19 protein-coding genes are annotated in these 22964 nt (G+C 71.8%); 7 read left to right on the top strand and 12 right to left on the bottom strand.

The features are described 5' to 3' along the window. Positions 1-110: 110 nt before the first annotated feature. A complete protein-coding gene (gene hrpA, locus B4915_RS08035; RefSeq protein ID WP_105805293.1) occupies positions 111-4151 on the top strand; it encodes an ATP-dependent RNA helicase HrpA in 4041 nt (1346 codons plus the stop codon). Positions 4152-4337: 186 nt separating this feature from the next. Here the strand turns inward: hrpA and B4915_RS08030 are convergent, their stop codons facing one another. Beyond that, a complete protein-coding gene (locus tag B4915_RS08030; RefSeq protein WP_105805292.1) occupies positions 4338-5717 on the bottom strand; it encodes an MFS transporter in 1380 nt (459 codons plus the stop codon). Between the two features lie 319 nt (positions 5718-6036). Between B4915_RS08030 and B4915_RS08025 the strand changes: the two genes are divergently transcribed. Then, positions 6037-6447 (top strand): hypothetical protein, encoded by a 411-nt coding sequence (locus tag B4915_RS08025; RefSeq protein WP_105805291.1) that lies wholly within the window; start codon positions 6037-6039, stop codon positions 6445-6447. A gap of 15 nt (positions 6448-6462) precedes the next feature. Here B4915_RS08025 and B4915_RS08020 read toward each other — a convergent pair whose 3' ends face one another. After that, positions 6463-6918, bottom strand: a complete 456-nt coding sequence (locus tag B4915_RS08020) for a YflT domain-containing protein (RefSeq protein WP_105805782.1) — start codon at positions 6916-6918, stop codon at positions 6463-6465. Between the two features lie 149 nt (positions 6919-7067). Between B4915_RS08020 and B4915_RS08015 the strand changes: the two genes are divergently transcribed. From B4915_RS08015 to B4915_RS08005, 3 genes are read left to right on the top strand one after another with little or no spacing between them, the layout of a single operon-like run. Next, positions 7068-8354, top strand: a complete 1287-nt coding sequence (locus B4915_RS08015) for a magnesium transporter MgtE N-terminal domain-containing protein (RefSeq protein ID WP_105805290.1) — start codon at positions 7068-7070, stop codon at positions 8352-8354. Continuing rightward, the gene (locus tag B4915_RS08010) at positions 8351-9061 is read left to right on the top strand and encodes a DUF1003 domain-containing protein (protein WP_245907403.1); all 711 of its coding nucleotides are present in this window, start codon (positions 8351-8353) and stop codon (positions 9059-9061) included. Before B4915_RS08015 ends, B4915_RS08010 begins: the two co-directional genes overlap by 4 nt. Beyond that, on the top strand, positions 9058-10209 hold the full coding sequence (locus B4915_RS08005) for an Mrp/NBP35 family ATP-binding protein (RefSeq protein WP_105805289.1): 1152 nt from the start codon (positions 9058-9060) through the stop codon (positions 10207-10209). The genes B4915_RS08010 and B4915_RS08005 overlap by 4 nt, the downstream gene beginning before the upstream one ends. Positions 10210-10301: 92 nt before the next feature. Here B4915_RS08005 and B4915_RS15095 read toward each other — a convergent pair whose 3' ends face one another. Then, positions 10302-10835, bottom strand: coding sequence for a twin-arginine translocase TatA/TatE family subunit (locus tag B4915_RS15095; protein WP_425436336.1), 534 nt, complete (start codon positions 10833-10835; stop codon positions 10302-10304). A gap of 175 nt (positions 10836-11010) precedes the next feature. Between B4915_RS15095 and B4915_RS07995 the strand changes: the two genes are divergently transcribed. After that, positions 11011-11643: an O-methyltransferase gene (locus tag B4915_RS07995; protein WP_105805288.1), complete on the top strand. Its 633-nt coding sequence runs from the start codon at positions 11011-11013 to the stop codon at positions 11641-11643. 98 nt (positions 11644-11741) lie between these two features. Here B4915_RS07995 and B4915_RS07990 read toward each other — a convergent pair whose 3' ends face one another. Together B4915_RS07990 and dapE are read right to left on the bottom strand one after the other, a co-directional pair. Next, the gene (locus tag B4915_RS07990) at positions 11742-11912 is read right to left on the bottom strand and encodes a DUF3117 domain-containing protein (protein ID WP_075201434.1); all 171 of its coding nucleotides are present in this window, start codon (positions 11910-11912) and stop codon (positions 11742-11744) included. A gap of 127 nt (positions 11913-12039) precedes the next feature. Beyond that, positions 12040-13161 (bottom strand): succinyl-diaminopimelate desuccinylase, encoded by a 1122-nt coding sequence (dapE, locus tag B4915_RS07985; RefSeq protein WP_105805287.1) that lies wholly within the window; start codon positions 13159-13161, stop codon positions 12040-12042. 60 nt (positions 13162-13221) lie between these two features. Between dapE and dapD the strand changes: the two genes are divergently transcribed. After that, complete coding sequence (gene dapD, locus B4915_RS07980) at positions 13222-14178, top strand: 2,3,4,5-tetrahydropyridine-2,6-dicarboxylate N-succinyltransferase (RefSeq protein ID WP_105805286.1); 957 nt, start codon at positions 13222-13224, stop codon at positions 14176-14178. Between the two features lie 114 nt (positions 14179-14292). Here dapD and B4915_RS07975 read toward each other — a convergent pair whose 3' ends face one another. The 7 genes from B4915_RS07975 to B4915_RS07945 form a co-directional block, all read right to left on the bottom strand. After that, positions 14293-15945, bottom strand: a complete 1653-nt coding sequence (locus B4915_RS07975; protein ID WP_105805285.1) for a hypothetical protein — start codon at positions 15943-15945, stop codon at positions 14293-14295. After that, positions 15927-16697, bottom strand: coding sequence for an ABC transporter ATP-binding protein (locus B4915_RS07970; RefSeq protein WP_105805284.1), 771 nt, complete (start codon positions 16695-16697; stop codon positions 15927-15929). The genes B4915_RS07975 and B4915_RS07970 overlap by 19 nt, the downstream gene beginning before the upstream one ends. A gap of 26 nt (positions 16698-16723) precedes the next feature. Next, a complete protein-coding gene (locus B4915_RS07965; protein ID WP_105805283.1) occupies positions 16724-18022 on the bottom strand; it encodes a citrate synthase in 1299 nt (432 codons plus the stop codon). A 169-nt stretch (positions 18023-18191) separates the two neighbouring features. Next, a complete protein-coding gene (gene dapC / locus B4915_RS07960) occupies positions 18192-19298 on the bottom strand; it encodes a succinyldiaminopimelate transaminase (protein WP_105805282.1) in 1107 nt (368 codons plus the stop codon). Between the two features lie 4 nt (positions 19299-19302). Continuing rightward, positions 19303-19623, bottom strand: a complete 321-nt coding sequence (gene fdxA / locus B4915_RS07955; RefSeq protein WP_105805281.1) for a ferredoxin — start codon at positions 19621-19623, stop codon at positions 19303-19305. A gap of 64 nt (positions 19624-19687) precedes the next feature. Beyond that, on the bottom strand, positions 19688-22237 hold the full coding sequence (locus B4915_RS07950) for a glycoside hydrolase family 65 protein (RefSeq protein ID WP_105805280.1): 2550 nt from the start codon (positions 22235-22237) through the stop codon (positions 19688-19690). Next, the gene (locus B4915_RS07945; RefSeq protein ID WP_105805279.1) at positions 22234-22947 is read right to left on the bottom strand and encodes a beta-phosphoglucomutase family hydrolase; all 714 of its coding nucleotides are present in this window, start codon (positions 22945-22947) and stop codon (positions 22234-22236) included. Before B4915_RS07945 ends, B4915_RS07950 begins: the two co-directional genes overlap by 4 nt. Positions 22948-22964: the final 17 nt, after the last annotated feature.

Here is a 22964-nt window from a genome sequence, read left to right as displayed (position 1 = left end):
CCGACGCAGCCAGAGCCCAGCCCGGCACACCGCAGTAGACGTGAGCTACCCGCGCGACCTCTACGCGCCCCCGACATCATGGCCGGGACAACCGGGATAATGGGGGGATCATGTCGCACCCTCACATCGAGTTCCCCGCGGAGCTGCCCGTCTCGCAGATGCGCGAGGAGATCGAGGCGGCGATCCGCGACCATCAGCTCGTGATCGTCGCAGGCGAGACGGGATCGGGCAAGACGACCCAGCTGCCCAAGATCGCTCTCGCCCTCGGCCGCGAGCGGATCGCCCACACCCAGCCGCGCCGCATCGCCGCCCGCACCATCGCCGAGCGCATCGCGGAGGAGCTCGGCTCGGAGCTCGGCGGCCTCGTCGGCTATCAGGTGCGCTTCACCGACAGGGTGTCGCAGGACACCCGCATCCGCCTCATGACCGACGGCATCCTGCTCAACGCGATCCACCGCGACCGCGAGCTCAGCGCCTACGACACCATCATCATCGACGAGGCCCACGAGCGCAGCCTGAACATCGACTTCCTGCTCGGTTACCTGAAGACGCTGCTCCCCCGCCGCCCCGATCTGAAGGTGATCATCACCTCCGCCACGATCGACCCGGAGTCGTTCGCCGCGCACTTCGCGGACCCGAAGACGAAGCGTCCCGCCCCCATCATCGAGGTCTCGGGCCGCAGCTACCCGGTCGAGATCCGTTACCGTCCCCTGGTCGAGGAGACGACGGTGCCGGACCCGAAGGGCGGACCGGACCGGATCCGCAAGACGGAGCGCGACCTCTTCGACGCCATCGGCGACGCCGTCGACGAGCTGAGCCGCGAGGAGCCGGGCGACGTGCTCGTGTTCCTCAGCGGGGAGGCCGAGATCCGCGACGCCGCCGACGCGCTGCGCGGCAGGCACGGCCGCAATCCCGCCCGCCCCATCGAGGTGCTGCCGCTCTACGGGCGCCTCAGCGCCGCCGAGCAGCACCGCGTCTTCGAGCGCTCGCAGACGCCGGGCGCGCGCCGCATCGTGCTCGCCACCAACGTCGCCGAGACATCGCTCACGGTGCCCGGCATCCGCTACGTGATCGACGCGGGCACGGCGCGCATCTCGCGATACTCGGCGCGCAGCAAGGTGCAGCGGCTGCCGATCGAGGCCGTGTCGCAGGCGAGCGCGAACCAGCGCTCCGGCCGCTCGGGACGCACGAGCCCGGGCATCGCGATCCGGCTCTACTCCGAGGAGGATTTCGCGAGCCGGCCCGAGTTCACCGAGCCCGAGATCCGGCGCACCGGTCTCGCCTCGGTGATCCTGCAGATGCTCGCCCTCGGCCTCGGCGACATCGCACGCTTCCCCTTCCTCACGCCCCCCGATCAGCGCGGCATCGCCGACGGGCTGGGACTGCTCGCCGAGCTGGGGGCGGTCGAGGCGGCCACGGGGCGCGAGCGGCGGGGCGCGCGCGGCTCGGGATCCGGATCCGGCTCGGGATCCAGGACCGCGCCCGCGCACCGCATCACGAAGATCGGCCGCGAGCTGGCCCGGCTGCCGATCGAGCCGCGCTTCGCCCGCATGGTGGTCGAGGCGCGCCGGCACGGGGTCGTGCCGCAGGTGCTCGCAATCGTGGCGGGCCTCACCATCCAGGACGTGCGCGAGCGCCCGCAGGCCGAGCGCGGCCGCGCCGACGAGCTGCACGCGCGCTTCGCCGATCCGCAGGGCGATCTGATGACCCTGCTCAATCTGTGGAACTACCTGCAGGAGCGGCAGCGCGAGCTCTCCTCGAGCGCGTTCCGGCGACTGTGCAAGGCCGAGTACCTGAACTTCCTGCGCGTGCGGGAGTGGATGGACCTGTACCGGCAGCTGGCGCGGATCGCGGACGCGCCGAAGCGGGGTGCGCGCTCCGCGGGCTCGGCAGGCTCCGCGGCACCCGGCGCGCTGGTGACCGAGGCTCGCTCGGACTCAGCGGACGCCGCATCCGCGTCCGCCGCGTCGGAGCCCATCCACCGCTCCATCCTCGCGGGCCTGCTCTCCCAGCTCGGCGTGCGCGACGACCGCCAGGACCGCTCTGCACCGGGCCGGGGGCGCAAGGCGCCGGGCGCCGGCGGGCGCCGTCCCGCGCAGGAGTACGTGGGCTCGCGGGGCACCCGCTTCGTGCTGTACCCCGGTTCGGTGCTCGCGAAGCAGCCGCCCGAGGTGGTGATGAGCGTCGAGCTCGTGGAGACCTCCCGGCTCTTCGCCCGCTCGAACGCGGTCGTCGACCCGGCGTGGGCCGAGGAGCTCGCGGGCCCGCTCGCCAAGCGCAGCCTCTCGGAACCGCACTGGGAGAAGAAGCAGGGCGCAGCGGTCGCGTACGAGCGGGTGACGCTCTTCGGCGTGCCCATCGTGGATCGCCGACGCGCGCAGCTCGCGCGCTACGACCGCGAACTGGCCCGCGAGCTGTTCATCCGGCACGCGCTCGTCGAGGGCGAGTGGGACTCTTCGCAGGCCTTCGACCGGGCGAACCGGCAGCTGCGGCGCGAGCTGGGACAGCTGGAGGAGCGGGCGCGCCGCCGCGACCTCGTGAGCGACGACGATGCCGTGTTCGAGTTCTACGACGCGCGGATCCCCGCCGACGTCGTCTCCACCCGCAGCTTCGAGGGCTGGTGGAAGGAGGCGCAGCGCACGCAGCCGAAACTGCTCACCATGCGCCGGGCCGACCTCGTCGAGGACGAGGCAGCGGAGGTCGACGAGCAGGAGTTCCCGCGGCAGTGGCGGCACGGCGACCAGACCCTGCGGCTGAAGTACCGCTTCGACCCGACGGCGGAGGACGACGGAGTCACGGTCAATGTGCCGCTGCCGCTGCTGCCGAGGCTCGACAGCGGCGACTTCGAGAAGCTCGTGCCGGGGCTGCGGCAGGAGCTCGTGACGGCGCTGATCAAGACTCTGCCGAAGGCGATCCGCAAGCACGTGGTGCCCGCGGCCGACTGGGCGCGCACCCTGCTCGACGCCGTGGGACCGAAGCTCGACGCACCGGCGGACGGCGGCGCGGGGGACGAGGGAGCCTCCGCCTCGCTGCTGCGGCTGCTCGCCGACGAGATCCGTCGTCGCACGAGCGTGCCAGTCTCCCCCGGCGACTTCGATCCCTCGCGCCTGCCCGCGCACCTCACGCCGACCTTCCGCGTGGTCGACGGACGCGGCCGCACGGTCGGCAGCGGCAAGGATCTCGGGGCGCTGCAGGAGCAGCACCGGGACCGGGCGACCCAGGGCGTCGCGAAAGTCGCGGCCGCCGCGCTCCCCAGGAGCGAGCTGGAGCGCACGGGCGCGACCTCGTGGGAGTTCGGCGAGCTGCCTCGCCACGTGGACACCGCCTACGCGAAGGGGCGCGGCGCGGGGGCAGGCGTGGTGCGCGCCTACCCCGCGATCGTGGACCGGCGCACCGGCGTCGATCTGGTGCTCGTGGCCGACGCGGCCGAGCAGGCGCGCCTGTCGCGGCGCGGGATCCGGCGCCTCGTGGCGCTGAGCTCGCCGTCGCCGGCGAGCTACGTGCGGGATCACCTGTCGAATCAGGAGAAGCTGCTGCTGGGGGCGGGGCCCTACCGATCGCTCGACGCGGCCGTGGCCGATGTGTCGCTCGCGGTGGCCGACGCGGCGATCCGCCGGCACGCACCCGACGGTCTCGTGTGGTCCGCCGAGCAGTTCCAGCGCATCGCCGACGACTACGCGCGCTCGCTCATCGACGACATCTACGCGGCGATCGGGTTGACGGCGCGGGTGCTCGACGGCGCCCGGCTCGCCCGCAAGGCCATCGACGGCGCGAAGTCGATCCAGGTGCTCGGCCAGGTGGCGGACGCTGCGAGGCAGGTGGACGGGCTCGTCTTCGAGGGCTTCGTCTCGCGCACCGGACTCGCGCAGCTCACGCGCCTGCCCATCTACCTGGAGGCGGTGCGCCACCGGATGCGCGGACTCGCGGAGAATCCGGGCCGGGATCGCGCCTGGCAGAACGAGGTGGACCGCGCCACGGCGCTCTATGAGCAGGCCGGTGGGACGATCCCGCTTCCCGCCGACGCACCCGAGCCGCTGCCGCGTGCGCGCTGGCTCATCGAGGAGCTGCGGGTGAGCCTGTTCGCCCAGCAGCTGCGCACCGCCGAGCCGGTCTCGCTGCAGCGCATCCAGAAGGCGCTGCGCGAGGGCTGACCCTTCCGCGCCCCGGTCCGCACGCCTCAGCCCGGTCCGCACGCCTCAGCCCGGTCCGCACGCCTCAGCCGGGTCCGCACCCTTCGGGCGAGTCCGCACACATCCGCCGAGTCCGCACCCTCCTGCCGCACGGAAAGGCGCGGACTCGGCGGGAATGTGCGGACTCGGCGGGAGAGTGCGGCCGGCTCAGCGCTGGCGGACGCCGTGGATGGGCATCTGGCTCTGCTCGGCCTGGTTCTCGGGCCCGAGACCGATCCCGGGACGGTCCTTGAGGAGCAGCGTCGCGGTGAGACCGAGGAGCACGAGGAGGGCGAGGTAGAGCTGCACGGACACGGTCGTGCCGGTGGCCTGCACGAGGGCGGTCGCGATCATCGGCGCGAAGGCGCCACCGAGGATCGCGCCGATCGCGTAGGAGATGGAGACGCCCGAGAAGCGGACCGACGCCGGGAACAGCTCCGAGTACCAGGCGGACTGCGGTCCGTAGGTGAGCCCGAGGCCGACGGAGAGGATGATGAGCGCGAGGTAGAGGGGCACGACCTCGCCGGTGTTGACGAGCGGGAAGAGCACCGCGATGCCGATGAGCAGGCAGATCCAGCCGAGGACGTAGGTCTTGCGACGGCCGATCGCGTCGGCGAGCCATCCGCCCACCCAGGTGAAGATCAGCCAGGTCGCCGCGGCCACGGTGACGGCGAGCAGCACGGGCACGGGATCCATGCGGAGCGAACCCGCCGGGTCGGTCGCGTAGCGCTGGATGAAGCCGCCGGTGGTCATGTAGCCCACGGCGTTGTTGCCCGCGAACACGAGTGCGGCGAGGAGCACCACGGGGGTGAAGCGCCGGAACAGCTGCCCCACCGGGTTCTTCGTGGCCTCGGCGCGCTCGGCGATCTCGGCGAAGACGGGGCTCTCCTCCACCTTGCGGCGGATGTAGTAGCCGATCAGGATGAGCACGAAGCTGAACAGGAAGGGCAGGCGCCAGCCCCACGAGAGGAAGAACTCCTGACCGGGGAGCGCTGCGAGGGCCATCACGCCCGAGGCCAGCAGCATGCCGAGCGGCACGCCCACCTGGGGCGCGCAGCCGTAGAGTCCGCGCTTGGACTTGGGTGCGTGCTCGACGGCCATGAGCACCGCCCCGCCCCACTCGCCGCCCGCCGAGACGCCCTGCAGGATCCGCAGGGCGATGAGCAGGATCGGCGCGGCGACGCCGATGGTGGCGTAGGTCGGCAGGAGGCCGACGAGCGTGGTCGCGGCGCCCATCAGGATGAGCGTCCACATCAGCACCACGCGCCGGCCGTACTTGTCGCCGAAGTGGCCGGCGAGGAAGGCGCCGAGCGGACGGAACAGGAAGCTGATGCCGACCGTGAAGAAGGCCAGGATCTGCGCGATCGCGGGACCCGCCGGCTCGAAGTAGAGCGCCGCGAAGACGAACGCCGCGCCCTGGGCGTAGATGAAGAAGTCGTACCACTCGACCGTGGTCCCCACCACGGTCGCGAACACGACCCGCTTGCGGTCGGCCTGTGTCGAGATCGTCCCCGTGGGCGTGAGGCTCGACGCCGTCGCTTCACTCATGTCTGTTTCCAACTCCCTCGTTGCACATACGTCACGACCCCGAAACAGGATCGTATCCACGATCATATATGATCCTGATCGGCATCAAGTGCAATCTTCGTCTCGATCCTCCTCACGGAGCACGGTTCTTCCTTGGAACAGACCCTCCCGGCGTCCGGCACGCAGACGCAGCCCGCAGCCGCGGGCTTCCTTCGCTCACAGTCCCGGAAATCCAGAAAAGACGGCCGCTTCTCCCCAGATCGCACCGTGACCGCATCACCGGATCCTCCGATCCTGTACGGTCATTGCACCCGCACCACACGCACCTCAGAATGGAGGCATGTACGTGAGCCTCGAACTCATCGGCACCCTCACCGCGATCGTCCTCGCGGCCGGGGTGGTTTTCGGCGGTCTCTGGACGCTCCTCGCCCACTACCAGCGCAGGATCGACGACCGCTTCGCAGAGATGAAGACCGATTTCAGGGCCTTCGAGGCCGGAGCCAATAGCCGCTTCGCAGAGACGAAGACCGACTTCAGGGCCCTCGACGCCGGGGTCAATAGCCGCTTCGCGGAGATGAAGACCGACTTCAGGGCCTTCGAGGCGAGGATCAACGATCGCTTCTCGGAGCTCCAGGGCGACATCGCCTCCATCACGACCGACCTCAGGACCCTCTCCGGCGAACTCACCGAGGTGAAGCTCGCCGTTGCCCGCCTCGAGTGCCCGGCGCCCCGCTTGCTGCGCGCGCCATAGCCGAGCGCGTCAACGCTAGCCGACGGAGTCCGTGAGGGTCTGGCGGGCCCGGTGCACGAGCTCCGGCTCGGTGATGACGTCGTAGCGCGTCGCCACCATCTGCATCACCGAGGAGAAGTCACGGCGGTTGCGGTTCATCGCGTACGAGAGCACCCCGAAGAGCATCCCGAAGCCGGCGCCGATCACGAGCGCCGACACGAAGACGCCGAGGATCGCGGCGTTGTCCGGCTGGAAGATGAACAGCAGCACGCCGAGGAAGAGGCCCAGATAGGCGCCGGAAAGTGCGCCCATCAACGCGACGCGACCATAGGTGAGGCGGCCCGTCACGCGTTCCACGCTGCGCACGTCGTTGCCGACGATGCTGATCTGCTGCACCGGGAAGCCCGCGCGGGCGAGCACGTCGACCGCGTGCTTCGCGTGCTCGTAGCGGTCGTAAGTGGACACGATCTCGCCCTTCGGGATCTCCGGCATCAACGGCAAGCGACCGGCGGGAACAGGGCCTGGAGTACTCATACCCCGATTCTGCCACTCCCGGCGAAGACGCGACAGGCCCTGTTCTGCGCCGCCCGCGAACCGGCGCGGTACAGGCGGCGCGGCTCGGCGCGGGGTAGCGTAGTCCTGTGAGTGTAACGAGGGTCTTTGTCGGGCGCCTCGCCGGGCGCGGAGTCTTCGATCCGGTCGGCGACCGGATCGGCAAGGTGCGCGATGTGCTGATCGTCTTCAGATCGGCGGGAGCGCCGCGCGTCGTCGGATTGATCGTGGAGATCCCCGGCAAGCGCCGCGTCTTCGTCCCCATCGGCCGCGTCACCTCGATCGGCTCCGGCCAGGTGATCACGACGGGCCTCATCAACGTGCGCCGATTCGAGCAGCGCGGCGGCGAGACCCGCATGATCGCCGAGCTCATCGGCCGCGACGTGCAGCTCGCCCCCGAGCAGCCCGGCGCCGCGGCGAGCCCGGCCCGCATCGAGGACGCCGCCATCGAGCGCAGCCGCTCGGGCGAATGGCTCGTCTCGGAGGTCTTCGTGCGCCTCCCCAAGCCGGCGGCCCCCTTCAGCCGCGGAGACTCCCGCATCGTGCAGTGGTCCGATCTGCGGTGGCCCGTCGCCGGAGAGGGCACCCAATCGGCCGAGCTGCTCATCCGCACCCTCGTCGACCTCAAGCCGGCGGACCTCGCCGACGCGCTCCTGGAACTCCCCGGCAGCCGCATGATCGAGGTCATCGGGGAACTGCCCGATGAGCGCGTCGCCGACGCGCTCGAAGAGATGAGCGAGCAGGATCAGCTCGCGCTGCTCGCCCAGCTGCCCTCCGACCGCACCGCCGATGTGCTCGACCGCATGGACGCCGACGATGCCGCGGACCTCATCTCGGCGCTGCCCACGGCGCAGGGCGAAGAGCTCCTCGACCTCATGGAGCCCGAGGAGGCGGAGGATGTGCGCCGCCTCCTCGAGTACGACGCAGACACCGCGGGCGGCCTCATGAGCCCGTCCCCCATCGTGCTCTCGGGCGAGTCGAGCGTGGCCGAGGGGCTCGCGATGATCCGCCGCGCCGAGATCCCTCCCGCCATGGCCTCCGCCGTCTACGTCACGCACCCGCCCTATGAGACGCCCACGGGCGAGTACCTCGGCATGGCGCACTTCCAGCGCATGCTGCGCTTCCCCCCGCACGAGCGGCTCGTATCGCTCATCGACACCGAGATGGAGCCGGTGCGCGTGGACGCCAGCGCCGCGGAGGTGTCGCGCCGCCTCGCCAGCTACGACCTCGTGGCCATGCCCGTGGTCGATGAGCAGAACCACCTCGTCGGCGTCGTCACGGTCGACGACGTCCTCGACCACCTGCTGCCCGACGACTGGCGGCACGCCGACGACGAGGAGCCCGCGGGCCCGGGCACGACGGGGGCTGGGCGATGAGCATCTTCGGGAGGTTCCGGCGGGACACCGGACTCGACGCCCCGCGGGGCGGGCGCACGCCCAAGGCCGGAGAGACCGGCGGCGGACTGCGGGCGGGCGGCAACGAGCGCTTCGGACGGTGGAGCGAGGGGATCGCGCGCGGCATGGGCACGCCGTGGTTCCTGATCCTGCTGAGCGTCTTCTGCGTGGTGTGGCTGGTGTGGAACACCGTCTCCCCCGAGCCGCTCCGCTTCGACAGCGCCGCCCTCGGCTTCACCGCGCTCACGCTGATCCTCTCGCTGCAGGCCTCCTACGCGGCGCCCCTCATCCTGCTCGCGCAGAATCGCCAGGACGATCGCGACCGGGTGCAGATCGAGCAGGATCGCCAGCGCGCCGAGCGCAACCTGGCCGACACGGAGTTCCTCGCGCGCGAGGTGGTGGCGCTGCGGCTCGCCATCAAGGAGCTGCCGGATCGGGACGTGCTGCGGCAGGAGCTGCGCTCGCTGCTCGCCGAGTTCGCCGAGGAGCAGCGGGAGAGCGAGCTCGCCGCGGCCGAGGCCGCGGCGCACGCGGACGGGTCCGCGGATGCGACCGGAGCAGCCGCGTCCCCGGGCGCTGCTGCCGCTCAGGGAGCCGCCCCCGAGGTGGATGAGACCCGCTCCGCTCCCGCCGGTCCTGGCGCCGATCCTAGCGCCGAGCCCGGCGCCGACCCCGCCGACCGCGCATGAGCTCCCCCGCGGAAGACGCCGTCTGGCGCGCCCTCGACGGGGTGCGCGATCCCGAGATCCTGCGCCCCATCACCGAGCTCGGCATGGTGCAGTCGGTCGCCGTCGACGCGAGCGGCCGCGCCGAGGTCTCGATCCTGCTCACCATCGCGGGCTGCCCCGCGGCGCGGCGCATCGAGGCCGATGTCTTCGCGGCCGCGAGCGCCGCGGCGGGCGTCACCTCCGCGGAGGTGCGCGTCGGCGTGATGACGCCGGAGCAGCGGCGCGCCTTCACCGAGCGCGTGCGCGGAGCGCGCGGATCGCGCCCGCAGCAGTTCGGCCCCGATTCCCTGACGCGCGTCATCGCCGTGACGAGCGGCAAGGGCGGGGTGGGCAAGTCGTCGCTGACGGCCGGGCTCGCCGTGGCCCTCGCCGCGCGCGGCCTGTCGGTGGGACTGGTCGACGCCGATGTGTTCGGCTTCTCGATCCCCGGCATTCTCGGCCTCAGCCGGGACGGGCGCACCGAGCAGCCCACGCGGGTCGACGACATGATCCTGCCTCCCGTCGCGCACGGGGTGAAGGTCATCTCCATCGGCATGTTCCTGGGCGACGCGGATCCCCGCAGCACGGCGGTGTCGTGGCGCGGGCCGATGCTGCACCGCACCATCGAGCAGTTCCTGCGCGATGTGTGGTTCGGCGAGCTCGACGTGCTGCTGCTCGACCTGCCGCCCGGCACCGGCGACATCGCGATCACCGTGGGGCAGCTGCTGCCGCAGGCGGAGGTGCTCGTCGTGACCACGCCGCAGGAGGCCGCAGCCGACGTGGCCGTTCGCAGCGCGCTCGTCGCACGGCAGACCGGACAGCGGGTGGCCGGCGTCGTCGAGAACATGGCCGGGCTCGCGCAGCCCGACGGCACGGTGATCGACGTCTTCGGCAGCGGCGGCGGCGAGCTGGTGGCGGCGCGCCTCTCCGAGGATCAGGATCGGCCGGTTCCGCTGCTGGGCAGCGTTCCCCTGAGCCCCGCGTTCCGCGAGGCCGGGGACCGCGGCACCCCGGCCGTGCTCGGCTCGCCCGGCGACCCGGCCGCCGCGGAGCTGCTGCGCATCGCCGAGCGCGTTGCGGGGCTCGGCCGCGGGCTCGCCGGCCGTTCGCTGAGGGTCACTCCTCGCTGATCCGTCCCGGCGTCGATCCGGGCCCTCCGACGGCCTCCGGCATCCTCGGCCGCGCACCCGACGCTGCGAGCTGCGAGCGCTCCTCCGCGGAGCTACGTGGCTTCCTCGTCGTACCGCAGCGCAGCGGGAGCCTCGGCCGCCGCCACCGCCACGCCCGCGGCGGCGGTCGCGCCGGCTCCGTCGCCGCCCCCGGCCGCCGTCCCCTCCGCGGCAGCCGCCCCGGCAGCTGCGCCCGCGGCTCCAGCGGCGGCACCGGCACCCGCACCCGCAGTAGCGGCAGCCCCGGAGCCCGCCTCCGCCGCAGCCCCGCTCCCACGACGAGCCGCGGCCTCCGCGGCCCGCGCCCGCCTCGCAGCCAGGCGAGCCTCGCGCTCGTCCTCGACGAGCGCGTCCCGGATGATCCGGCGCGGATCGTACTGACGGGGGTCGAGCTGCTTCCAGTCGACGTCGTCGAACTCCGGTCCCATCTCATCGCGGAGCCGGTCCTTCGCGCCGTCCGCCATGCGCTTCACGCTGCGCACGAACTCCCCGAGCTTCTTCGCGTAGACGGGGAGCCGTTCGGGACCCAGCAGGAACATGGCGATCACGAGGATCACCAGGATCTTGTTGATCGTGAGTCCGTCCACTCCCCCATCGTAGCGCCCGGAGGCGGGATCGCCCCCACCGGCAATCGCGCGGAGCTGCGCGTGGTGCCTCCGCCCGAGCGGTGCCGGGATCTACGCTAGGGGAAGCGCGGCTCCCGCACCCGGGACGGCCGCACCCCGGCCGTGGGGCCGGATCCGCCACACCACGGAGGACCACGTGAGCAAGCTCGAACGCAACTGGCAGTACGCCGAGCAGTATCCGGCCGAGACCGGCGCGATCGTGCGCGCCCGGCGCTTGTCACTCGAACTCGGCATCGAGCCGGTCAGCCGCTCGGTGGGAGCCCAGCTCTCCGCGCTCGCCGTGCTGAGCCGGGCCGCCACCGTCTGCGAGGTCGGCACCGGCGTCGGCGTCAGCGGCCTGTCGCTGCTGCGGCACACAGCCGAGACGACCCTCACCTCGATCGAGATCGAGGCCGAGCATCTGCGCGAGGCCCGCGGCGTCTTCGCGGATGCGGGCATCCCGGCATCGCGCCTCCGGCTCATCGAGGGCGATGCGCGCCACGTCATGCCTCGGCTCAATCTCGGCGCGTACGATCTGGTGCTGCTCGACGCCGACCACTCGCTGCTGCTCGAGCTCTTCGAGCACGCGCTCGCCATCGTGCGGCCGGGCGGCTGCATCGTCGTGCCGGGCGCCTTCGCGCACGGCCGGGTGCCCGATCCGGCTGCCCGCGACGAGGCGACGGTCGCGTGCCGGGACCTGCTCGCGGTGGTCGCCGACTCGCCGGCGATCGCACCCGCGCTCTCCCCCGCCGGCGACGGGCTGCTCACGCTCGTGCGCCTCGACGGCTGAACCACCGGCGAGGAGCCCGTCGCCGCACCGGGCAGCAGGAGGCCCCGGAACCCAGTGGGTCCCGGGGCCTCCTCGCGTCTCAGCTCGGGCCGGACGGCTCAGCCGTCGAGCACCCCTGCGAGCACGTCACGGAGCTCGGCCGCCTCCTGATCGTTCACCGACACGACCAGGCGACCCCCGCCCTCGAGGGGCACCCGCACGACGATCAGCCGGCTCTCGCGCACCGCCTCCATGGGTCCGTCCCCGGTCCTCGGTTTCATTGCAGCCATGACGCCTCCTCGCAGAATTGGTGTACCGCCCTATTTTACTGCCCGAGCGGCGGCGAGGGCGAAGCCGCGCCGTGAGGCGAAGCGGAGCAGCGCCTGCGGGACGCCTTTCCGCCGGCCGCGGGGCGGGTCAGGACGAGCCGGCGGCGCGGCCTCCGGTGAGCCAGGAGCGCAGCGCGGAGACGGTGAACTCGATCTGCTCGACCGGCACGCGCTCCTCGTCGGCGTGCGCGAGCAGCGGATCCCCCGGACCGAAGTTGACCGCGGGAATCCCGAGTGCGGAGAATCGCGACACGTCGGTCCAGCCGAACTTCGCCTTCGGCTGCACGCCCACCGCCTCGACGAAGCCCCGCGCGAAGGGGTCGTCGAGCCCGGGCCGCGCGCCGAGCGCCAGGTCCACGATCTCCACCTCGTCGGCGTCCGCGAAGAACTCACGCACGAAGTCCGCCGCCTCCTCGCCGCTGCGGCTGGGCGCGAAACGGTAGTTGACCTCGATGGTGCAGCGGTCGGGGATCACGTTCCCGGCCACGCCGCCGTCGATCCGGACCGCGTTGATCCCCTCGCGGTACTCGAGGCCGTCGACCACGATCCGCTCCGCCTCGTACGCGGCGAGCCGCTGCAGCAGCGGGGCCGCCCGGTGAATGGCATTCACGCCCATCCACCCGCGTGCGGAGTGGGCGCGCTTTCCGTGCATCGTCACGTGGGCCCGCAGGGTTCCGTTGCAGCCGCCCTCGATGGTGCCGTTGGAGGGTTCGCCGAGGATCGCGAAGTCGGCGGCGAAGAGCGCGGGGTGGTTGCGCATGGCGCGTCCGAGCCCGCTGAGGTGGGAGGCGACCTCCTCGTGGTCGTACCAGACCCAGGTGACGTCGACCGCGGGGTCGTCCAGCTCGACGGCCAGGAGGAGCTGCGCCGCGACGCCGGCCTTCATGTCGACCGTGCCGCGGCCCCAGATCGTCTCGGCCCCGGTCTCGGGATCCGGCCGGTCCTGCACGGGGAGGTTCTCGTTGACGGGCACGGTGTCGAGGTGGCCGGCGATCGCGACTCTCCGCGCACGGCCCAGCTCGGTGCGGGCGATGATCGTGTCGCCGTCGCGCACGATGCGCAGGTGGGGGGCTTGGTTGCGGAGGACGGCCTCGACCGCGTCGGCGACGGCGCGTTCGTCCCCGGAGACGGATGGGATGTCGCAGAGCTGCCGGGTGAGGGCGACGGCCCCCGCGGAGGGATCGAGCGGGAGGGAATCTGAGGAGGTCACCCGTCCAGCTTAGAGGTCGCGCGGCAGGCCGATCCCTGCTGCGACGATACGATGGGGGCCATGACTGCCACTCGTCTCGCCTGGTCCTCCGGTATCGCCACGATCGCCTCCGACGGCACCGTCCTCGACGCCTGGTTCCCGTCCCCGTCCCTCGGCGCGCGACCGGCCCAGCGGGATCCGTGGCTGGCGCCGGCGGAGCTCGAGCAGCTGGCCGGCACGGACGAGCTGCGTGGCGTCGAGCTGCGGCCCGTGAACCTGGAGATCGACCTCGACGCCGCTCCCGCCTCCACCGAGGACGCCTACCTGCGCCTGCACCTGCTCTCGCACTGCCTCGTGCGGCCGAACTCGATCAACCTCGACGGCATCTTCGGCAAGCTGCCGAACATCGCCTGGACGAGCGCGGGACCCATGCTGCCCGAGGACTATGCGGCGCGACTGCCGCTGCTCAAGCGGGCCGGCGTCACCGCGGTGGGCCTCGACAAGTTCCCGCGCCTCACGGACTACGTGGTTCCCGCGGGCGTGCGCATCGCGGACGCCTCGCGGGTGCGGCTGGGTGCCCACCTGGCGCCGGGCACCACGGTGATGCACGAGGGCTTCGTCAACTTCAACGCCGGCACGCTGGGTGCGTCGATGGTCGAGGGCCGGATCTCGCAGGGCGTGGTCGTGGGCGACGGCTCCGACATCGGCGGCGGTGCGTCCATCATGGGCACGCTCTCGGGCGGCGGGACGCAGCGGATCACGATCGGCGAGCGCGCACTGCTGGGCGCGAACTCGGGAATCGGGATCTCGCTCGGCGACGACAGCGTGGTGGAGGCCGGCCTCTACGTGACGGCGGGCACGAAGGTGCTGCTGCCGAAGGGCACGGCAGACTCGGAGGGCGCAGCGGTCGAGGTGAAGGCGGTGGAGCTCTCCGGCGTGCCGAAGCTGCTGTTCCGCCGCAACTCGGCGAGCGGCGCCGTCGAGGCCCTGCCACGCGAGGGCGCCGGCATCGTCCTCAACGCCGCGCTGCACGCCTGAGCCGAGGCGCCCCGCACACGGGAAGAACGCGCCGCGCCTTGCGTTCGAATGCGCCGGGCCGGGTGCCCCCTGGGCTCCAGGCCCGGCGCATCAGCGCCAGGGCCCGCTGCGCGCTCAGCCCTGGGCGACGACGCGGGCGAGCAGCTCGGGGCCGCGCCGGTCGAAGAGCCGCGAGCCGAGCATCACGCCGAAGAAGCACACGAGCCCGCCGTTGAGCAGCCCCACCGCGAGCGTCAGCCACGCCCACAGCGGATCGCCGCTCACCCCGGCGACCACGGTCAGCACGATCGTGGGCAGTGTGAGCACGAGCAGCGCGCCGTAGGATCCGAAGGTCCCCACCATGCTGAGCACCCCAGCGCCTGGCTTCGTGGCGAAGGGGTTCTCACCCGACTGCGGCACCGGCATCACGAAGATCGCCGAGGCCACGCTCGCCACGCCGAAGCCGCCCAGCATCACCGCGCCCGACAGCCCCAGCAACGTCGGCAACTGGTCGAAGCGCCCGACGATGGCGGTCGTGACCACCGCGACGAGCAGCACGCACGGCACCGTGAGCAGTGCGTTCGACCAGAGACGGCCGAGCCGGTCGTCGATGCCGCGGACCCCGTGCACCAGGTGCGTGCTGAAGGCGGTGCCGTCATAGGAGACATCGGTGAAGGTCGCGAGGGAGAGCAGGCAGGCCACCATCACCGTGGAGCCGGGCAGCAGGATCTGCATGCCGGTGGTCGCCGAGACGAAGCCGAAGACCACCGGCATCACGAGTACGATGAGCAGGCTCTGCAGGTAGCGGGGATCCCGCAGCCAGTAGGTGAGGGTGCGCGCGGCGATCGCACCGCGCGGGGTGGCGGGGAAACGTCCGAACCAGCCGGTGCCCGCCTTGACCACGGTGCGGGATCCGCCCGCCGCCCCGAAACCGGCGATGTAGAGCGGACGCCACGCGAGGAAGAGCCCGAGCACCGTGGCGAGCGCGATCAGCAGGCGCAATACCGCGCCGAGCCAGTGCCCGGCGGCGAGCTCCGCGGGCACCGCCCACACCGCGCCGAGCGGCGTCCACGACAGCACCTCCGCGACCGTCGGCAGCCACTCGGCGGCGGCCTCGATCCCGGACCCGACACCGGCGATGAGCGGACCGGCGCACACCACCAGCAGCACGATGACGCCGCCGATGATCTCGCGGAAGCGGCGGCTCGCCGTCAGCCGCGACAGTGCCGTGATCGCGAACTGGCACGCGAGCACGCAGCTCGCCGCCGCGACGGGGGCGAGCAGCAGCGCGGCGATCACGGCGAGCGGTGAGCGCAGCCAGGCCAGGGCCGCCAGGGCCGAGACGAGCAGCGTGATGATGCCGGGCACGCCGAGCAGGCTCGCGATGGCGATCCCGGCGAGCTGGGTGCCCGGACGCATCGGGAACACCACGAGCCGGGCAGGGTCGAGGGTGCGGTCCATGCCCGAGGAGACGATGGGGGCGACCATCCAGCCGAGGATCAGCGCGGAACCGCCGAGGATCACCACCGTGCGGGCGAGCGCGGGGTCCGCCCAGGAGAGCGCCACCAGGCCGATCGTCACCATGGAGAGCACGCCGAGGCCGTAGAGGGCGCCGATGATCGCCCCCACCAGCTGCCAGGGGTGGCGGCGCAGCGTGTTCCACAGCACCAGGAAGCGCAGGCGGACGAGCACCCGCACGCGCGCTGCGGGCCCGGAGCGCGGGGCCGACGTGCCGTTGCCGGCGGCGGGCTGCGGGGCGAAGGCGGGGGTCAGGAGAGGTTCAGCCACGTCGGCCCCTCCAGGTGCTGGCGTCCGCCGACGAGCTCCACGAAGCGCTCCTCGAGGGTCGAGGCGCCGCGCACCTCGTCGACGGAGCCCGCCGCGAGCACGCGCCCGGCGGCCACGACGGCGACGTGGTCGCACATGCGCTGCACGAGATCCATGGAGTGACTGGACACGATCACGGTGCCGCCGCCGCGCACATAGCCCTGCAGGATGTCGCGGATGTTCGCAGCGGAGACCGGGTCGACCGACTCGAAGGGCTCGTCGAGCACGAGCAGCCGCGGGGCGTGCACGAGGGCGCAGGCGAGGGCGATCTTCTTGGTCATGCCCGCCGAGTAGTCGACGACGAGCGTGCTCCCGGCCCCGCGCAGCTCGAGCATGTCGAGCAGGTCGGCGCAGCGCCGGGACACGGTCTCCGCGTCGAGGCCCGCGAGCAGGCCGTTATAGGTGATGAGCTGCTCACCGGTGAGGCGGTCGAAGAGCTTCACGCCGTCGGCGAGCACCCCGACGAGCTGCTTCGCCTCGGTGGGCTGGGCCCACACGTCGACGCCGCAGATCAGCGCCTGCCCGTGATCGGGCCGGAGCAGGCCCGTGGCCATGGAGAGGGTCGTCGTCTTCCCGGCCCCGTTCGGGCCGACGAGGCCGTAACAGGATCCCGTGGGGATCGTCAGGGACACGCCGTCGACGGCGACCTTCTCGCCGAAGCGCTTGACGAGCTGTCGCAGTTCAAGAGCTGGACTCAGTGCAGCGGATTCCATGTCCGCCAGCCTACCGGTCCAGCAGCTCAGCGCTCCAGGTGACGCTCTCCCGAGCCGATGTAGAGCTGCTGGGGCCGCCCGATCTTCGTCTGCGGGTCCTCGCGGGCCTCGCGCCACTGGGCGATCCAGCCGGGCAGGCGGCCGATGGCGAAGAGCACGGTGAACATGCGCGTGGGGAAGCCCATCGCCTTGTAGATCACGCCCGTGTAGAAGTCGACGTTCGGGTAGAGCTTGCGCTCCTTGAAGTAGTCGTCCTCGAGGGCGATCTGCTCCAGCTCCTGCGCGAGGCCGAGCAGCGGGTCGTTGACGCCGAGCTCGTCGAGCACCCGCTGGGCGCTCTCCTTGACGATGCGGGCGCGCGGATCGTAGTTCTTGTAGACGCGGTGGCCGAAGCCCATGAGCTTGACCCCGTCCTCCTTGCGCTTCACCTTCTCGACGAAGGTCTCGACGCTCTGGCCGGAGTCGCGGATCTGCGCGAGCATGTCGAGGACGGCCTCGTTGGCGCCGCCGTGCAGCGGCCCCGAGAGGGCGTTGATGCCGGCGGAGATCGACGAGAACATGTTCGCGCCGGTCGAGCCGACGAGCCGGACCGTCGACGTCGACGCGTTCTGCTCGTGGTCGGCGTGCAGGATGAGCAGCTTGTCGAGCGCGTCCACCAGCACCGGGTTCATCTCGTACTTCTCGGCCTTGTTGCCGAAGTTGAGACGCAGGAAGTTCTCGACGAAGTTGAGGTTGTTGTCGGGGTAGAGGAAGGCCTGGCCGATCGACTTCTTGTGGGCGTAGGCGGCCAGCACGGGCAGCTTCGCGAGGAGGCGGATCGTGTTGACCTCGACGAACTCGGGCACGGTCGTGTCGAGCGAGCTCTCGTAGTAGGTCGACATGGTCTGCAGGCCGCCCGACAGCACCGCCATGGGGTGCGCCGTGTGCGGCACGCCCTCGAAGTAGTAGCGCATGTCCTCGTGCAGCAGCGTGTGACGGCGGATCTCGTCGTCGAAGGCCGCGAGCTCGTCGGAGCTCGGCAGCTCGCCGTAGATGAGCAGGTAGGCGACCTCCAGGAAGGTCGAGGCGCGCGCGAGCTCCTCGATCGGGTAGCCGCGGTAACGCAGGATCCCCTGCTCGCCGTCGATGTAGGTGATCGCCGACTTCGTCGAGGCCGTGTTCACGAATCCGTAGTCGAGGGCGGTGTAGCCGCTCTGACGGGTGAGGGAGCTGACGTCGATCGCCGCGTGGCCGTCGACGGCGTCGACGATCGGCAGCTCCGCGGATCCGCCGGGGAACGTCAGCTGCGCTGCGGACGGGCCCTGGCTCTGAGTCGATTCGGTCACGTCGTCTCCTCGTGGGTCTCTCTGCGGGCTGTGCATCGGTGGTGACGCAGCCACTGTTCCACTCTATCGGCTCCGAGCGGGCCGACGAGCACCGTCTGCTCGTCGGCGCTGAGCTTAGATTATCTTGACGTCGAACAAAATGCGATTCGGGCGGCGCGAGCCGTTCCCCTCACGCCGCCGCCCGCAGCAGCCGGGCCGCCGCCGCCTCGATGGCGGCGTCGGAGGCCGTCAGCGCGAGCCGCACGTGCTCCGGGGAGTGATCCCCGTAGAAGTGCCCCGGCCCCACCACGATGCCCAGCCGCGCGAACTCCTCCACGCTCTCCCACGCGTCGACGCCGCGCGTCACCCACAGGTACAGCCCGGCCTCGCTGCCCTCGACGCGGTACCCGGCGGCTTCCAGCGCGGGCCGGAGCACGGCCCGGCGGGCCCGGTACCGCTCCCGCTGCTCGGCGACGTGGGCGTCGTCCCCGAGCACCGCGACCATGGCGGCCTGCACCGGCGCGGCCTGCATCAGGCCGGCGTGCTTGCGCACGGTGAGCAGGCGCGCGATCAGCTCGGGATCACCGGCGACGAACGCCGCCCGGTAGCCGGCGAGATTCGACTGCTTGCTCAGGGAGTACGCGCCCAGCACGCCCCGGTGGTCATCGCCGACGACCCGGGGATCGAGGATCGACGGGATCGGCTCGGCGTCCCAGGGGGCGTCCCAGCCGAACTCGGCGTAGCACTCGTCCCCGACGATCACGGCCCCCAGCTCGCGAGCGCGCAGCACCGCGGAGCGCAAGGCGTCGACGCTCAGCACCCGGCCATCGGGGTTCGAGGGCGAGTTGATCCACACGAGGCGGGTGTGCTCCGGCCACTCGGCGGGATCGTCGCTCGCGATCGCGTCCGCGCCGACGAGTGCCGCGCCCATCGCGTAGCTCGGATAGGCGATCCGCGGGAAGACGACGGCCTCCCCGGCTCCGATCCCGAGCAGGAAGGGCAGCAGCGCGACGAGCTCCTTCGAGCCCACGGTCGGGAGCACCGCGGACGGCTCAACGGCCACCCCGCGACGTCGCGCGAACCACGCGGCGATCGCCTCGCGCAGCGCGCCCGTGCCGGCCGTCGCCGGATACGCGTGCGCGTCCGCCGCGGCGGCGAGCGCGTCACGGGCGATCGCGGGGGCGGGATCCACGGGCGAGCCGATCGAGAGGTCGAGTGCGCCCTCCGGGTGCCGCGCCGCCTGCTCGGCGAACGGCGCCATCGCGTCCCACGGGTACTCGGGCAGCGGCCCGCGCACGCCGCTACTCCCCCTGCGGCGGGAGCGCCGCGACGATCGGGTGATCGAAATCGTAGACGCCCACCTTCGCCGCGCCACCGGGCGAGCCGATCTCGTCGAAGAACTCGACGTTGGCCTTGTAGTAGTCGGCCCACTCCTCCGGCAGATCGTCCTCGTAGTAGATCGCCTCCACCGGGCACACCGGCTCGCACGCTCCGCAGTCCACGCACTCGTCGGGGTGGATGTAGAGCGAGCGCTCACCCTCGTAGATGCAGTCGACCGGGCACTCGTCCACGCAGGCGCGATCCTTCACGTCCACGCACGGAAGAGCGATCACATAGGTCACGTTGCCTGCCTTTCACTCGGGTGGGGGCGGGATGGTCTCCGAGACGCCCCCATCCTATCCGCTCTCAGCCGGAGAGCTCCGCCGGACGGACCGGGATCGAGGTGGTCACGACGGGCAGCTCGGTCGTCTCCGTGTGCAGCGCGCCCGTGTCGCCCTCGCGGGGCAGGATCCCCGCCGAGAGCCCCCGGAAAGGGCCCAGATCGACGCCCTGACCGTCGAGCGGCACCTCGACGGGCGCGCCCTCTCCGATGAGCAGCCCCCGGCCGCGCACCTCCACCGGGACGGGGCCCTCGCCCTCCAGCAGCTCGAAGCGGATGCGGTCCTGCTCCAGCGCCACGCCGACCCTGCTCCCCCGCCACTCCAGGGTGAAGCGCAGCGACCCCCAGTGCTCCGGCAGGCGCGGGTCGAAGCGCAGCTGCCGTCCCGCGTCGCGCATGCCGGCGAAGCCCTGCACGAGCGTCATCCACACCCCTCCGCAGGAGGCGATGTGCACGCCGTCGGCGGAGTTGTGATGCAGATCGTCGAGGTCGACGCGCAGGGCGTGGTCGAAGTAGCGGTAGGCGAGCTCGCGGTAGCCCACCTCGGCGGCGATGATCGACTGCACCACCGCCGAGAGCGTCGAGTCACCGGTGGTGAGCGCGTCGTAGTACTCGAAATCGCGGCGCTTCTCCTCTCGGCTGAACTCGTCGCTCGCGAGCAGCAGGGCCAGCACCACGTCGGCCTGCTTGAGCACCTGGAAGCGGTAGATCACGAGCGGGTGGAAGTGCAGCAGCAGCGGCTTCTGCTCGGGCGGCGTCGCCGCGAGATCCCAGATCTCCCGCTCCAGGAAGTGCGCGTCCTGCGGGTGGATCCGCATCTCCTCCGAGTAGGGCACGCACATGCCCTCGGCCGCCCGCTCCCAGGCGTCCACCTCCGCGGGGTCGAGCGACAGGCGCTCGATGAGGGCGGCGTAGTGCTCGGGCGCCTCATCCGCGATCCGGCGCACCATCTCCACCGCGAAGCGCAGATTGAAGCGGGCCATCACATTCGTGAACAGATTGTCGTTCACCACGGTCGTGTACTCGTCAGGGCCGGTGACCCCGTGGATGTGGAAGCGCAGGGTGCCGTCGGGATCCGGATGCCAGAAGCCGAGGCTCGCCCACAGCCGGGCCGTCTCCACCGGGATGTCGCACGCCCCCGAGAGGAGATACTCGATGTCGCCCGTCGCCGAGACGTAGCGCGCGAGCGCGTAGGTGATGTCGGCGTTGATGTGGTACTGCGCGGTGCCCGCCGCGTAGTAGGCGCTCGCCTCCTCGCCGTTGATCGTGCGCCACGGGAAGAGCGCGCCGTCCTCGTTGAGCATCGTCGCGCGCAGGCGCGCCTGCGGCAGCATCCGCTCGCGGGCCCGGAGCGCGTTGCGCGCCCAGAACGGCGTGGTGTAGGTGAGGAAGGGCAGGGCGTACACTTCCGAGTCCCAGAAGTAGTGGCCGCTGTAGCCCGAGCCCGTGAGCCCCTTCGCGGGGATCCCGCGGCCATCGGCGCGGGCCGCCGCCTGGGCCAGCTGGAACAGGTTCCACCGGATCGCCTGCTGCACGCCCGGCTCCGCCTCGACCTGCACATCGCTGCGCTCCCAGAAGCCGGCGAGGAAGCAGCGCTGGGCCTCCCAGCGCGCCTCCGGCGGCTCGGCCGCCACGCTCTCCAGGGTGTGCACGCAGCGGTCGATCATCTCCGAGAGCCCCGCCGTGTTCGAGGCGTGATAGGCCACCGTCTTCAGCAGCCGCACCGTCCGGCCCTGGCGGGCGACGCCCTGGAACATGTGACGGACCCGATCCGGCGTCTCCTCGATGCGCGTGCGCCAGCCGCCGGCGATGTCGTCGTCGCCGCCGTCGAAATCGTGGTCGACGCCCACGCCGACCGCCATCCGCGAGTGGTGCACGCGATAGCTGAGCACGCTGCGCCCGCCGTCGTGCAGCGAGGGGCCCGGGATGAGCACCCGATCGTGCAGCTGCTCCGCCTTCCGCGGGTCGGCGCTGTCCTCCGCCTCCGAAACCACTTCGGTGCGCACCCGGCCCAGGTCCTGCCGGTTGATGATGAGGCTCGACACCGTCAGATCGGCGTCGGCGTCCAGCACCGTGATCCGCATCTCCACCGTCGCCAGGTGCCGCATCGCGAACGACACCATGCGCCGGGTCTCCACGCGCACCCGCTTGCCGGTCGGCGTCAGCCAGAGGAGCGTGCGGGTGAGGGTGCCGGCCCGCAGGTCGAGCACCCGCTGCACGTCGAGGATGTCCGAGGACGAGAGGTTCAGGCGCTCGTCATCGACGTAGATCCGGATCGTCTTCGCGTCGGGAGCCTCGACCAGGGTCTGCCCGTGCTCGGCGAAACCGTAGGCGCTCTCCGCGTGCTGGATCCGCCAGGTCTCGTGCAGGCCGTTGATGTAGGTGCCGTGGCTGCCCAGCGGCAGGCCCTCCTCGTGATTGCCGCGCAGGCCCAGGAACCCGTTCGCGAGCGAGAACAGGGTCTCGTCCTGCCCGGCGAGCGCCGGGTCGATGCCGTGCACCACCAGCCGCCACGGGTCGTCTCCGAAGTCTCGCCGCAGCTCCTTCACCGGCACATCGAAGAGCTCCGGGTTCACGCGTCCTCCTCCAGCAACTCGGCGAGATCCGGCACCGCGCGATCCGCGCCAGCGGCGAGCAGCGCCGCCGGCCCCGCCCCGCGATCCACGCCCACCACGAGGCCGAAGCCGCCGGCGCGCGCAGCGGCCACCCCCGAGGCCGCATCCTCGAAGACCACCGCCTCCGACGGCGCGGCCCCCAGCAGCGCGGCCGCGCGCACGAAGGTGTCCGGTGCGGGCTTCCCCGCCAGGCCCTCACGCTCCGCGACCACCCCGTCGACCACCGCGAGGAAGCGTTCCCGCAGTCCGGCCGCCCGCAGCACCGCCTCCGCATTCCGCGAGCTCGACACCACGGCGAGGCGCGCCCCCTGGCTCGCGAGCCGGTCGAGGAGCCGCAGCGAGCCCGGGTAGGGCGCGATGCCGTCGCGCTCCAGCACCTCAGTGAAGGCCGCGTTCTTCCGGTTCCCGATGCCGATGACCGAGTCCAGTCCCGTCTCACCCGGCACCCCCTCGGGCAGCGCGACGCCGCGGGCCGCGAGCAGCGCCCGCACCCCCTCGAAGCGATTGCGCCCGTCGAGGGAGGCGAAGTACTCCTCCTCGTGATACGGGGGAAGCCCGCGCGAGGCGAAGAACGCGTCGAAGGTCTCCGCCCACGCGCGGCGGTGCAGCTCGACGGTCGGAGTGATCACCCCGTCGAGGTCGAAGAGGTAGGCGTTGTAACTGTCGATCACAAGATCGGCCCTTCCCG

The sequence above is a fragment of the Leucobacter massiliensis genome, assembly GCF_002982315.1.
GTDB classification, from domain to species: domain Bacteria; phylum Actinomycetota; class Actinomycetes; order Actinomycetales; family Microbacteriaceae; genus Leucobacter; species Leucobacter massiliensis.
The sequence above is the reverse complement of the archived record's forward strand: the minus strand, read 5'-3'. Positions and strand labels throughout refer to the sequence as shown.